This window comes from Mesorhizobium sp. M0088, assembly GCF_040322895.1.
Lineage (GTDB): Bacteria > Pseudomonadota > Alphaproteobacteria > Rhizobiales > Rhizobiaceae > Mesorhizobium.
Window position 1 is genome coordinate 36,439 of record NZ_JAMYUI010000019.1, and the last position, 13,479, is coordinate 49,917.

The 13,479-nt window shown below is 61.5% G+C and carries 11 protein-coding genes and 2 pseudogenes; 10 read left to right on the forward strand and 3 right to left on the reverse strand.

Annotated features, from left to right (window positions below):
- Positions 1–46: 46 nt before the first annotated feature.
- Entirely contained in the window at positions 47–700 is a 654-nt protein-coding gene (locus tag NKJ67_RS22470; protein WP_352583147.1) for a 5-formyltetrahydrofolate cyclo-ligase, read from the reverse strand.
- Between the two features lie 163 nt (positions 701–863).
- Between NKJ67_RS22470 and NKJ67_RS22475 the strand changes: the two genes are divergently transcribed.
- Together NKJ67_RS22475 and NKJ67_RS22480 are read left to right on the forward strand one after the other, a co-directional pair.
- Entirely contained in the window at positions 864–2,129 is a 1,266-nt protein-coding gene (locus NKJ67_RS22475; RefSeq protein WP_352583149.1) for an NAD(P)/FAD-dependent oxidoreductase, read from the forward strand.
- Positions 2,130–2,275: 146 nt separating this feature from the next.
- Positions 2,276–4,251, forward strand: a pseudogene (locus tag NKJ67_RS22480) (bifunctional 2',3'-cyclic-nucleotide 2'-phosphodiesterase/3'-nucleotidase).
- A 34-nt stretch (positions 4,252–4,285) separates the two neighbouring features.
- Here the strand turns inward: NKJ67_RS22480 and NKJ67_RS22485 are convergent.
- The gene (locus NKJ67_RS22485) at positions 4,286–5,284 is read right to left on the reverse strand and encodes a glycerophosphodiester phosphodiesterase family protein (RefSeq protein ID WP_352583151.1); all 999 of its coding nucleotides are present in this window, start codon (positions 5,282–5,284) and stop codon (positions 4,286–4,288) included.
- Between the two features lie 121 nt (positions 5,285–5,405).
- On the reverse strand, positions 5,406–6,662 hold the full coding sequence (locus NKJ67_RS22490; RefSeq protein WP_127269951.1) for an SAM-dependent methyltransferase: 1,257 nt from the start codon (positions 6,660–6,662) through the stop codon (positions 5,406–5,408).
- A 557-nt stretch (positions 6,663–7,219) separates the two neighbouring features.
- Between NKJ67_RS22490 and NKJ67_RS22495 the strand changes: the two genes are divergently transcribed.
- The 8 genes and pseudogenes from NKJ67_RS22495 to pdhA all read left to right on the forward strand — a co-directional run bounded on the left by NKJ67_RS22495 (position 7,220) and on the right by pdhA (position 13,476).
- Positions 7,220–7,510 carry a Dabb family protein gene (locus NKJ67_RS22495; RefSeq protein ID WP_352583153.1) on the forward strand — a complete coding sequence of 97 codons (291 nt, stop codon included), beginning with the start codon at positions 7,220–7,222 and terminating at the stop codon, positions 7,508–7,510.
- Positions 7,511–7,627: 117 nt separating this feature from the next.
- The gene (locus tag NKJ67_RS22500; protein WP_352583155.1) at positions 7,628–8,515 is read left to right on the forward strand and encodes a VOC family protein; all 888 of its coding nucleotides are present in this window, start codon (positions 7,628–7,630) and stop codon (positions 8,513–8,515) included.
- Complete coding sequence (gene kdsA / locus NKJ67_RS22505) at positions 8,512–9,372, forward strand: 3-deoxy-8-phosphooctulonate synthase (protein ID WP_352583157.1); 861 nt, start codon at positions 8,512–8,514, stop codon at positions 9,370–9,372. The genes NKJ67_RS22500 and kdsA overlap by 4 nt, the downstream gene beginning before the upstream one ends.
- Positions 9,373–9,468: 96 nt before the next feature.
- Positions 9,469–9,658, forward strand: a pseudogene (locus NKJ67_RS22510) (dodecin family protein).
- Between the two features lie 86 nt (positions 9,659–9,744).
- Complete coding sequence (locus tag NKJ67_RS22515; RefSeq protein WP_352583159.1) at positions 9,745–10,110, forward strand: PRC-barrel domain-containing protein; 366 nt, start codon at positions 9,745–9,747, stop codon at positions 10,108–10,110.
- 374 nt (positions 10,111–10,484) lie between these two features.
- A complete protein-coding gene (gene eno, locus NKJ67_RS22520) occupies positions 10,485–11,759 on the forward strand; it encodes a phosphopyruvate hydratase (protein WP_127273626.1) in 1,275 nt (424 codons plus the stop codon).
- Positions 11,760–11,921: 162 nt separating this feature from the next.
- On the forward strand, positions 11,922–12,245 hold the full coding sequence (locus tag NKJ67_RS22525) for an FtsB family cell division protein (RefSeq protein ID WP_352583161.1): 324 nt from the start codon (positions 11,922–11,924) through the stop codon (positions 12,243–12,245).
- 193 nt (positions 12,246–12,438) lie between these two features.
- Positions 12,439–13,476: a pyruvate dehydrogenase (acetyl-transferring) E1 component subunit alpha gene (gene pdhA, locus NKJ67_RS22530; protein ID WP_127272717.1), complete on the forward strand. Its 1,038-nt coding sequence runs from the start codon at positions 12,439–12,441 to the stop codon at positions 13,474–13,476.
- Positions 13,477–13,479 lie beyond the last annotated feature (3 nt).

Consider the following 13,479-nt stretch of genomic DNA (forward strand, 5'->3'; position numbering starts at 1 on the left):
CGACCATTTTCGACTCGGCCTGACCTGAATCTCAGCACAGCCTGGACTAGCTGGCCTCCGTTACCACCCGGTCCATCGGGATATCGTGCGGCTGCGGGTAGATGGTCGCGATGCGCTGCAGCTCGTAGCCGACGCCGATGACCAGCGGCTTGAACGGCATCGCTGCCAGCGTACGGTCAAAGAAACCGCCGCCATAACCCAGGCGATAGTTCTGGGGATCGATGCCGACGATCGGCGAGATGACGATGTCCGGCAGCACCGGATCGCCCTCGGCCGGGATCGGGATGTTCCAGACACCTTTCTCCAGCCGGTCGCCCGCTTTGTAGGCGCGGAAGATCAGCGGGTGCCCCTTCTCGATGACGATGGGCAGGGCGGTGCGGCCGCCGCGTTCGTTTATGGACGCCATCCAAGGCCGCAAATCCGGCTCGCCGCGAAACGGCCAGTAAAGACTGACCATGCGCCTGGCGATTTCGCCGATGATCGCGTCGAGGCCATCGGCGATGCGTTGCGACATTACCGTTCGGGCGTCAGCGGAAACCGCCAGCCGGGCAGCGATCAGCCGTTCGCGTTCGGCCTTGCGCCAGCGTCTCACATCGATCCAGTCGCTCGAAGGCGCACGGAATTCCGGATCGAGCTCGTGCATGAAACAGGGCGGCGAAGAATACTGCGCCGGAGCATCGTCGTCACGATCGTTGGCCATGCCTCACCTCATCGCGTGTTCGATGACGCTATACCTCGCGATACGATACAACATGTGCATTCACGACATGCAACGACGAGTCTCGGGCACTGCCTATCTGTTGTTGCATTGCACAAAAATACCTACATCCAGGACAGGCAATCTTGCTATCGGGGTGAACGATATGAACGAAGCCAAGCATCATGTCGTCGTTGTCGGCGCGGGTTTCGGCGGCCTCGAGTTCACCCGTGCGCTTGCTGGCGCTCCGGTGCGTATCACCATGATCGACAAGCGCAACCATCACCTCTTCCAGCCGCTGCTCTATCAGGTGGCGACGACGGCGCTGGCCACCTCCGAGGTTGCCTGGCCGATCCGCCACCTCCTGTGCAAGCGCAAAGATGTGACGACGCTGCTCGCCAATGTCACCGGTGTCGACCGCGCCGGCAAGCGCGTGCTGCTCGATGACGGCAGCGCGGTCGCCTACGACACGCTGGTGCTCGCCACCGGTGCCCGCCACGCCTATTTCGGCCACGACGAATGGGAGCCTTTCGCCCCGGGCCTGAAGACGCTGGAGGACGCCACCAGCATTCGGAGGCGAATTCTCCTGGCCTTCGAGCAGGCCGAGCGGGAGACCGATCCCGCCAAACGCCGGGCGTTGCTGACCATTGCGATCGTCGGCGGCGGGCCGACCGGCGTCGAGCTTGCCGGCACCATCATCGAGCTGGCGCATGACACGCTGCGCGGCGAATTCCGCAACATCGACACGCGGCAGACGCGTGTGGTGCTGATCGAGGCCGGCGACCGCATTCTGGCCAATTTCGCACCGAAACTTTCCGACTATGCCAGCAAAGCGCTCGAGCGGCTCGGTGTGATGGTCGAGCTTGGCCGGGCCGTCACGCGCTGCGACGCCGAAGGTGTTGCATTTGGCGATAAGCAACTGGCAGCCCGAACGATCCTATGGGCAGCCGGCGTTGCCGCTTCGCCGGCCGCTGAATGGCTGGGAGCGAAGGCGGACCGCGCGGGCAGGGTGCTGGTCGAGCCCGATCTGACTGTATCTGGCAGCCCGGAGATTTTCGTCATCGGCGACGCCGCCCTTGTGCTGCGGCCCGATGGCCGGCCGGTGCCCGGCGTCGCGCCTTCCGCCAAGCAGGAGGGCCGACATGTTGCGGCCACCATCAAGGCCAGGCTCGGCGGCGACACGACCGCGCGTCCTTTCCACTACAGGCATGCCGGCGATCTCGCCACGATCGGCAAGCGCGCCGCGGTGATCGATTTCGGCTGGCTCAAGCTGACCGGCTGGGCGGCCTGGTGGCTGTGGGGAGTGGCGCACATCTATTTCCTGATCGGTTTTCGCAACCGGCTTGCGGTTTCGCTGAGCTGGCTATGGATTTACGCGACAGGCCAGCGCAGCGCGCGGCTGATCACCCAAGGCGACGACGACAAGGGCTGATTTCCTCGCCCCGATCGTTCATCCGCACGTCATCCGTTGCTGATCGAGTGGCGGCTTCATGCGCGCGACTTGTTGAATGGACTTAAGCAGGTTTCAGAGCGAAGTTCGCTTCGGGGCAGGGCTTGTCAGTTGTCGAAGGAGAAAACATGTCGCAACTGCTCCATCCCATATCCCGCCGCGATCTCCTTGCGAGCGCCGCCGCAGGGGCACTGATCATGCTGCATCCGTTCTCCGCCCGCGCTCAAGCCAACCAGGCCCATCTCCGGATCATGGAGACCACCGACATCCATGTGAACGTGCTGCCTTACGATTACTACGCCGACAAAACGAACGACACGCTGGGCCTGTCGCGCACGGCGTCTCTCATCGATGCTGTGCGCAAGGAAGCCGTGAATTCGATGCTGATCGACAATGGCGACCTGCTGCAGGGCAATCCGATGGGCGACTACATCGCCTATGAGAAGGGGCTGAAGGACGGCGACCTGCATCCGATCATGAAAGGCATGAACCTGCTTGGCTACGAGTGCTCGACGCTGGGCAACCACGAGTTCAACTACGGCCTGTCGTTCCTGGATAAGGTGCTGGCCGGCGCCAATTTTCCCTTCGTCTGCGCCAATTTGATCCGCGGCACCGAGCTTGCCGCGAACCCGCGCGACGACAAGCTCTATCTCAAGCCCTATGTCATCCTCGACAAGAAGATCAAGGACGGTTCGGGCGCCGAGCAGCCGATCAGGGTCGGCATTATCGGCTTCGTGCCGCCGCAGATCATGGTCTGGGATCTCAAGAACCTCGAGGGCAACGTCAAGACGCGCGACATCGTCGAGGCGGCCAAGGCCTGGGTGCCGCAGATGAAGGAGGAGGGCGCCGACATCGTCCTTGCGCTCTCGCATTCCGGCATCGACGTGAAGCAGGGCGACATGATGGAGAACGCCTCGTTCTTCGTCGCCGGCGTCGACCGCATCGATGCGGTGTTCACCGGCCACCAGCATCTGGTGTTCCCCGGCAAGAAGGATTTCCAGTCGCTCGACGGTGTCGACACGCAAAAGGGCACGCTGCAGGGCAAACCCGCCGTCATGGGCGGTTTCTGGGGCTCGCATATGGGGCTGATCGACCTGATGCTGGAGCGTGACGGGTCGAATGGAAGGTCGTTTCAGCCACCTCCGAAGCGCGGCCGATCTTCGAACGCCTCGACAACAAGAACAAGCCGACTGTCCCGGACGACAAGCGCATCATCGCGGCCCTCGAACAGGACCACCAGGCGACGCTGGCCTATGTGCGGCGTCCCGTCGGCAAGACCTCCGCGCCGCTTTATTCCTATTTCGCGCTGGTCGCCGACGATCCGTCGGTGCAGGTCGTCAGCCAGGCGCAGACCTGGTACCTCAGGGATATCCTCAAGAACACGCAATGGAAGGATGTGCCGCTGCTGTCGGCGGCCGCGCCGTTCAAGGCCGGCGGGCGCAACGGCGCCGACTACTATACCGACGTGCCGGCAGGCGACATCGCCATCAAGAATGTTGCCGACCTCTACCTCTATCCCAACACCGTGCGTGCGGTCGAAATCATCGGTGCGCAGGTCAAGGAATGGCTGGAAATGTCGGCCGGCATCTTCAACCGGATCGAGCCTGATAAGGCCGACCAGGCCCTCATCAACACTGATTTTCCGTCCTACAATTTCGACGTCATCGACGGCGTCACCTACAAGATCGATCTGTCGCAGCCGTCGAAATACGATACCAAGGGCGGGCTGGCCAACGCTGGCGCCAATCGCATCGTCGACCTGAGTTTCGATGGAAAACCAATTGATCCTAAACAGAAATTCGTCATCGCGACCAACAATTACCGGGCTGGCGGCGGCGGCAATTTCCCCGACATCAATGCCTCGAAGATCATCTACGAGGCGCCGGACACCAATCGCGATGTCATCGTCCGCTATATCGTCAGCGAGGGCACGATCAACCCGTCGGCGGACGACAACTGGTCGTTCGCACCGCTGCCTGGAGCCAGCGCCGTCTTCGAAACCGGCCCCAGGGCCAAGGATTTCATTGCGCAGGTGAAATCGCTGAAGATCGAACCGGCGGGCGAGGGCGAGGCGGGCTTCGCGAAATACCGCATCCTGCTTTGAAGGGTGGGCTGCGGGGCGGCTCGATCCAAGCCCCTTACGGCGTGGATTGATCCGAGCCGAAACGTTCCTTGATGTCAGGGATGACGAGATCCAGCGCATCCGTGGAAATGCCGCCGGAATAGCCGTCCGGCAGTTGCTTGATCAGTTCGGGATCGTCGAGCCCTTGCGAAAAGTCGCCGCCGGAATAAGGGCCGAGCAGATAGACGCGGCTGTCGACTCCTTGCATGCGATCGAGAAACCGGTTCGGCCACCCCCACATCCATTTCGCGACGTTGACGGGGATGAGCAAGGTGCCTTTGCGGCAGGCATCCGGAACGTAGCCGGTCCAGCCAATTGCGGCATAGCGCAGGATGCATTGCGTCAGCGATGCGCGGCTTAGCGTATGCATGTCCGGCAGCGCAGCCTTGACGGCGGCAATCGGCTTGTCGCCGCCATAGACCGAGAGATAACCGCGCTCGGCTGGTGCCAGCGTGGCAAGCCATGCGGCCAGCTTTTCGCCTTCGCCCGGATCGTTGCTCTTGACGTTGATGTTGAAGCGGCGGGCCGGGAAGTGCGTCAGAACCTCATCCAGGGATGGCATCATGCCGATACCTTTGCCGCGGAATGGAAAGGTCTTGCCGCCATCCGCCGTATAGCCATAGCCGACATCGAGGGCCTTCAACTCGGCCATGGAATGGCTGCGCGTTTCTCCCGTGCCTTCCGTGCGGCAATCCAGCGTCCAGTCATGGAAGACGGCGAACTTGCCGTCCGTCGTCGGGTGAACATCCAGTTCGAGCGCGTCAGCGCCGAGCGCGAAGGCGGCCTCCTTCGAGGGAATTGTGTTTTCGAGGTAGCCATGGCGCGGCGGCAACATGCGACTGGCGGTACAAGTCTGTCCTGTCATGCCTGCGCGCAAATAATCCTGGGCAAGGCCGCGATGGGCAAGCATCTCCGGCTTGCCGGCGGGGCGACTCGATAACAGCGAGGTGTTGTTGAGCCAGATGCCCACCGCAGCGACAACAATGACGCCGAAGAAGATCGTCCGTCTGCGCATCAGGTGATTTCCGATTCGTCCGTCCCGCGCGGCATTCTGCTTCGCGATCGGACTTTTTGACGGCGACGATGCGGCTATGTCGCGATCATGCTCGACATAGCCTGTTCAAGAGCGTGTCGGCTTACGCCTTGTAGACCACTTGGCGCACGTCGATGTAGCTGGCGCGGAAGCCAGCCTCGCAATAGTGCAGGTAGAACTCCCAGAGCTTCTTGAACCGGTCGTCGAAGCCGAGCGGGACGATCTTTTCCCATGACGCCCAGAACCGGTGGCGCCACTCGGCAAGCGTGCGCGCGTAGTCGTCCGGAAACACGCGCTCGCGCAGATGGGCAAGGCCATGATCCTTGCCCAGTGCCTTCAGGATCGACGGTGTCGGCAGCATGCCGCCCGGGAAGACGTAGCGCTGGATGAAATCCGGCCTTGCGCGATAGGTGTCGTAGGCGGCTTCGTTGATGGTGATGATCTGCAGGCCGGCGGTGCCGCCGGGCCTCAGGCAGGCCTTCATCTTGCCGAAAAACACCGGCCAGTATTTCTCGCCGACCGCCTCGAACATCTCGATCGAGGCGATGCGGTCATAGGTGCCGGTTTCGTCGCGATAATCCTGCAGCTTGATGTCGACCTTGTCGGCAAGGCCAGCCCTGGCGATGCGAGCCGTGGCAAAATCGTGCTGCTCGCGGCTGATCGTCAGCCCGGTCACGCGGCAGCCGATCTCGCGCGCCGCGAATTCGGCGAAGCCACCCCAGCCGCAACCGATTTCCAGCACATGGTCCTTCGGACCGATCCCTGTATCCTTCGCCAGAGCGCGATATTTGGCGGCCTGGGCGCCTTCCAGGTCGTTGGCACCGGTCGTGTAGAGCGCCGAAGAATAGGTCATGCTCGGATCGAGCCATTCCTTGTAGAAGGCGTTGCCGAGGTCGTAATGCGCCGAGATATTGCGTTTCGAACCGGTGCGCGTGTTCTGGTTGAACCAGTGGCGTATGCGCTGGACGGTGTTGATCAGCCAGCTGGTGCCGCCCGCGATACGCTCGCCAATGACCGAATTGACCACGAACAGCTCCAGGAAGCTGGTCACATCAGGGCTTTCCCAATCGCCGTCCATATAGGATTCGGCAACGCCGATCGTGCCGCCGGAAAAGGCGCGGCCGGGCAAGCGCCAATTCTTCAGCACCAGTTCGGCATCCGGGCCAGGTCCCTTGCCGCCGACGAGCACGGCACGGCCGTCCGGCAGCCTCACCCTGAGCGAACCGCGAGGCAGGTTCATCGCCGCCGACAGCACCATGCGCGCTTTCGCCGGCAGACCTTTGACGATCTCCGCGAAGTTGAATTCATCGAGCCTGACCGCGTCGCTCAATGCTACGCCAACATGTTCCTTTTGCGCCATCTCATGCCCCTGGATTTCCGCGGTGTCGGCGCAAATTGCCGGGCCACGGTTCTCTTGGATCATTCGCCAGCTTCGAACGCCGCCGCGACCGGTTCGTCGGCGAGCGGGCTCGAACGAAGTGCGCGCCCCCTACCAGAGCTTCAGCGCTTCCCGGTGAATCCGTGCGACAATCTTCCACGTCATGCGGGGAAACTTCAAGGGGCAGGCTGCAAGCGGGGCTGTGCCAAGCAGATTGCTCCCGCCGGCGGGCATCTGTGCCTGTGCACAGCCAAGGCGCAGCGCGTCAAAAAACGCCTATGACCGCAGAATTCCTTGTGCGATAGATTTAGCCATGCGTTATGTAATCGTCATTGCCGCCATCGCATTTTTTTTGATCTGGGATGGCATGTACAATCAGGGCCGCTATCTCGACACCGCTGTGAGAGAGCTTAGCCATGTTGTGCGATATGTTACTGGCAAGGCTTAACTCCAGTGGCAGCAGCCGCGACATCCTTGTCGATTGACGCCAACTTCCTGCCGTCACAAAAGACCCCGGCACTTTGATCGAGGAGGCGGGGTTGATCCGGCATATCGTTTTCTTCAGCGCTCGGCGAAAAGAGGATGTCGAGGCTGTGCGCACCGGCTTGCTGGCGCTCGGCGACATTCCTCATTCCAGCCTCTTCGAGGTCACGCTCAACATCAAGGTGGATCCGCTGTCGGATGAGGTCGACGTGGTCGTCTATGCGGAATTCGCCGATGACGCCGCGCTGGCCGCCTACAAGGCGCACCCGCTCTATGCGCAGACCACCAGCAAGGTCAAACCGCTGCGCGAGCTGCGCTATTCCGCCGATGTCGTTGCCGGAAGCTGATCGAGGCCTCTTCCCAACTGGTGCCTTTTTCGACGTCCGGTGGCTGGCGGGGGCGAACTGGCCGGGATTGCGATCAAGTCTTGAACCGATTTGCGGAATGATGCACATCCCGGCTGCATGACCCGAACCACCACTGGCACTCATCCGCTCGATCACCTGGTGCTGCCGACGCAGAGCCTTGAGGTGGCGCGAGCCCGGCTCACCGCGCTTGGCTTTGTCGTGGCTCCGACCGGCGTCCATCCCTTCGGAACGGAAAACTGCTGTGTTTTCCTGGCCGACGGCCCTTATCTCGAACCGCTGGCGGTCGGCGACGAACAGGTGGCAGCAAAGGCTATCGCGGACGGCAATGTCTTCGTCACGCGTGATCGCGCCTATCGCGACAGCAAGGGCGACGAGGGATTTTCCGCCATTGTTCTAGGTACGGGCAATGCCGATGCCGACCATGCACGCTATGTCGATGCCGGCGTCTCGGCGGGAGACATGCTGGGTTTTTCGCGCGCCTTCACCGACCCGGCCGGCAAAAGCGACATCGCTTCGTTCAAGCTTGCCTTCGCGGCCGGAGCCGAAGCCACGGACGCCTTTCTGTTTGCCTGCGAGCGCGTCAACGCGCCTGATGTCGACCGCACGGCTTTGCAGGCCCACGCCAACGGCGCGACCGGAATTGTCGAGATCTTGGCGGTCAGTGATGCGCCTGGAAAGCAGCATGGGCTGATTTCCGTGGCGGTGGATGATGCGGCCGCCGACAGGCAGGGCGGCATGTTTCCCTTGCCGAATGCAGATTTGAGCGTGCTTGACCGCGTGGCTTTCGCCGCGCGCTTTGACCTGCCGGCCGGCTCGCCGACAGATCTGCGCTTCGCAGCGGTGGTCTTTTCGGTTCGGAACGCCGATGTGACATCGAGGCTGCTTGCAGCCAATTCCGTCCAACACGATATAGCGGGCAATGATATCGTCGTGCGGTCCGCACCCGGACAGGGCGCGGCTTTCATCTTCCGGGAGATCCCATGAGCAAGCCGCAAGCGTCCAATTCGATGGCGCCCAATTCGTCTGTGACCGTCGGCGATGTCGTCTTCGACAACAGGGCGGCTTTGTCCCTGATCGCCGGCCCGTGCCAGTTTGAATCGCGCCAGCACGCTTTCGACATGGCCGGCGCGCTGAAGGAACTGACCGGCAGGCTCGGCATAGGCCTTGTCTACAAGACCAGCTACGACAAGGCCAACCGCACCTCGCTGTCGGCGACGCGCGGTGCCGGCATGGACGCGGCACTTCCCGTCTTCGACGAACTGCGCAAGGAATTTTTGCTCCCCGTGCTGACCGATGTCCACACCGAGGAGCAGTGCGCCATCGTCGCGCCGCATGTCGATGTCCTGCAGATTCCGGCTTTCCTGTCGCGCCAGACCGACATGCTGGTCGCCGCGGCGAAAACCGGCAAGGTGATCAACGTGAAGAAGGGACAGTTCCTCGCTCCCTGGGACATGAAGAACGTCGTCGCCAAGATCACCGGTTCCGGCAACGCCAATGTACTGACCACCGAGCGCGGCGCCTCCTTCGGCTACAACACGCTGGTCTCCGACATGCGCGCTCTTCCCATCATGGCCGAGATCGGCGCGCCGGTGATCTTCGACGCCACCCATTCGGTGCAGCAGCCGGGCGGGCAGGGGGGCTCCTCGGGCGGCGAGCGCCGCTTTGTCGAGACGCTGGCGCGCGCGGCCGTCGCTGTCGGCGTTGCCGGCGTGTTCATCGAGACCCACCAGGATCCTGACAACTCGACCTCTTCGGATGGCCCAAACATGCTGCCGCTGAAGGACATGCCCGCCCTGCTCGAGCGGCTGATGGCATTCGACCGTATCGCCAAGGGCCTCTAAGGCCGGACGCATACCCCGCCGACCGCCGGCGCTTGTGGAAGGCACGAGCCGGCTATACGCTTGCCTTGCAACTGAGCGTTTTGGCAGGAGGAAGCCATGTCTGTCGCCCGCGTCACCGAAATCACATCGTCGTCGAAGAAGAGCTTTCAGGACGCCATCGAACAGGGAATTGCGCGCGCCTCGAAAACCCTGAAGAACGTCGAGGGCGCCTGGATCCAGGACCAGAAGATCGTCGTCCAAGACTTATCGCGTCAATATGAAGGTTACCTTCATCCTCGCGGAGTGACCGGGCGTCGCCGAAAAAGTCGGGAACCTTCGCCCGCGCCCCTCATTGTCCAAGTATGGTTCTAAACCACAATGAGGAGCATAATCATGACAACCCAGACAGGTCACACCCAAGCCATCGCCGCCTCACGCGTCATCGGTACATCGGTCTACAATACCGAAGGCACGAGCATCGGAAGCATCGAGGATGTGATGCTCGACAAGATGACGACCGGCATCATGTTCGCGGTGATCGGTTTTGGCGGCTTCCTCGGCATTGGCGAAAAATATCACGCCATTCCGTGGGCGAGCCTCGACTATGATGAGGACAAGGGCGGCTATGTCGTGCCGTTTTCCAAGGAACAACTCAGGGCGGCACCTGCCTACTCGATCAACGAATTGACCGGGGCGGATGGCGAGGCGGCGCGCGACGAATCTTACAATTACTACAAGGTCACGCCTTACTGGCATTGACAGCAACGACAAAGCGGCCCCGTCGAGAGACGGGGCCGCTTTGTATTCTGGCTTATTCGCTGACGTGTAAGGGGGCCATCGCCTTCGGCGGCGACTGCTGATTGTCGCACGACGTCAGGAATGCCGCCGCGATCATTAACAGACTCACGATACCACTCAACTGGGACATGGCGAAACTCCTCCTGTTTCGCCCCGCGCGCTGCACCTTAACCGGAAGTCAGCCGACCGTGCATGACTTATGATGACAGCGATTTGCGCTTCGTGAATCGTTCAGAGGCTGATGCCGCGGCAATAATTGCCGGCCGGCCGATTGCCTTTTGCAGCACTTTGGCTAAGACGTGCGGCATTCTTCAGATCAATCGAGGACATCGCAAATGACCGCCATCATCGACATTGTCGGGCGTGAAATCCTGGACAGCCGTGGAAATCCGACCGTCGAGGTCGATGTCATTCTCGAAGACGGCTCGATGGGCCGCGCGGCGGTGCCGTCGGGTGCTTCGACCGGCGCCCACGAGGCCGTCGAACTGCGCGACGGTGGCGCCCGCTATCTCGGCAAGGGCGTGCTCAGGGCCGTCGAAGCGGTGAACGGCGAGCTGTTCGAGGCCATCGGCGGCATGGAAGCCGAAAACCAGATCCATATCGACCAGACCATGATCGAGCTTGACGGCACGCCCAACAAGAGCCGGCTTGGCGCCAACGCCATTCTTGGCGTTTCGCTAGCGGTGGCCAAGGCGGCCGCCGATGCCGCCGGCCTGCCGCTCTACCGCTATGTCGGCGGCACCAAGGCGCATCTCCTGCCGGTACCGATGATGAACATCATCAATGGCGGCGCGCATGCCGACAACCCGATCGACTTCCAGGAATTCATGATCCTGCCGATCGGCGCGCCGACGCTGCGCGAAGGTGTCCGCTGGGGTTCGGAAATCTTCCATACGCTGCGCAAGAAACTGAAAGACGCCGGCCACAACACCAATGTCGGCGACGAGGGCGGCTTCGCCCCGAACCTGAAAAGCGCGCCGGTGGCGCTCGATTTCATCATGGAATCGATCGAGCAGGCTGGCTTCAAGCCGGGCGACGAGATCGCGCTGGGCCTCGATTGCGCCGCGACCGAGTTCTTCAAGGACGGCAACTACGTCTATGAGGGCGAGAAGAAGACGCGCGATCCCAAGGCCCAGGCCAAATACCTGGCCAAGCTTGCCGCCGACTATCCGATCATCTCGATCGAGGACGGCTTGGCCGAGGACGACTGGGAAGGCTGGAAGTACCTGACCGACCTGATCGGCAAAAAGACGCAGCTGGTCGGCGACGACCTGTTCGTCACCAACACCGCACGGCTGCGCGACGGCATCCGCATGGGCGTTGCCAATTCGATCCTGGTCAAGGTCAACCAGATCGGCTCGCTGACGGAAACGCTCGACGCCGTAGAGACCGCGCACAAGGCCGGCTACACTGCCGTCATGTCGCACCGCTCGGGCGAAACCGAGGATTCGACCATCGCCGATCTCGCGGTTGCCACCAATTGCGGACAGATCAAGACAGGCTCGCTGTCGCGCTCCGACCGCATGGCCAAGTACAACCAGCTGATCCGCATCGAGGAAGAGCTCGGCAAGCAGGCAAGCTATGCCGGCAAGTCGGTGGTCAAGGGCTGATCCAGAAACACCGGCTCATCGATACCGGACAAAAGGGCGGGAGCATTCCCGCCCTTTTTCGTTTCGGCGCCGCCAAACAGATCACCTGTAACCGTCCGTTAAGCACAATCGGGCGAAAAAGACAGGGAGCCGCCTGAGTTCGTGGCCGCGAGGATTTGGATCATGTGGACGCGTCAGCACAAGCAGAGAAACACCGGCCGGCTGATCATTCCCTCGCTTTGCGTGGCGTTCCTGGCCTATTTCGGCTTTCACGCCTATCACGGCGAATTCGGCATCTATTCGAAATATCAGCTGGAAGCCCAGACGGTGGCGCTGCAAGGCCAGCTCGATGTGATCAAGGCGCGCCGCATGGAACTCGAGCGCCGCGTTCGGTTGATGCATGAAGGCACGCTCGAAAAGGACATGCTCGATGAGCAGGCACGCAAGGCGCTCAATCTGTCCCAGGCTGACGAAATCACCATTATGTTGCCGACCTCGGCGAAATAACTGATTTCAAGTTAATCATCAATATTTTCAATGATTTTAATCGCTTAGGCGCATGCCAGCTATGCAAATTCAGCATGGCGCAACGCTTTGACGCGTGTTAGCCTCCCTTAAATCGGTGGGGAAGAGCTGATCTCCCCAGAGCAGATTTCATCTGCTCTAATGTCCACAAAGAGACGCCAACAGGGAGTGATGCATGGCCACCGCCGCCAGAAAAGCGCCTGCCAAATCCAAATCCGACGGCAAATCGGGGCTTTCGGCCCCCAAGCCCGCCGAATTCACCAAGGACGAAGAGCTTGCCGCTTACCGGCACATGCTGCTCATCCGTCGTTTCGAGGAAAAGGCCGGCCAGCTTTACGGCATGGGTTTCATCGGCGGCTTCTGCCACCTCTATATCGGCCAGGAAGCGGTCGTCACCGGCATGAAGATGGCACTGATCGATGGCGATCAGATGATCACCGCCTATCGCGACCACGGCCACATGCTGGCGATGGAACTGTCGCCGCGCGGCGTCATGGCCGAGTTGACCGGGCGTCGGGGCGGCCTGTCCCGGGGCAAGGGCGGCTCCATGCACATGTTCTCCAAGGAAAAGCACTTTTACGGCGGCCACGGCATCGTCGGCGCGCAGGTGTCGCTCGGCACGGGCTTGGCCTTCGCCAACCGCTACCGCGACAACAACAATGTTTCGCTGACCTATTTCGGCGATGGCGCGGCCAACCAGGGCCAGGTCTATGAAAGCTTCAACATGGCCTCGCTGTGGAAGCTGCCGGTGATCTACATCATCGAGAACAACCGCTATGCCATGGGCACCTCGGTGTCGCGCTCTTCGGCGGAAACCAATTTTTCGCACCGTGGCGCCTCGTTCAAGATCCCCGGCATCCAGGTCGACGGCATGGATGTCCGCGCCGTCAAGGCCGCCGGCGACCAGGCGACCGAATGGTGCCGCGCGGGCAACGGGCCGATCATTCTCGAAATGCAGACCTACCGCTACCGCGGTCACTCGATGTCCGACCCGGCCAAATACCGCTCGAAGGAAGAAGTGCAGAAGATGCGCTCGGACCATGACCCGATCGAGCAGGTCAAGGCACGGCTGATGGAAAAGAAGTGGGCGACCGAGGACGAGCTCAAGACCATCGACAAGGAGGTCCGCGACATTGTCGCGGATGCCGCCGAATTTGCCCAGAACGACGCGGAGCCGGATCCGTCCGAGCTCTGGACCGATATCGTATTGTAACGG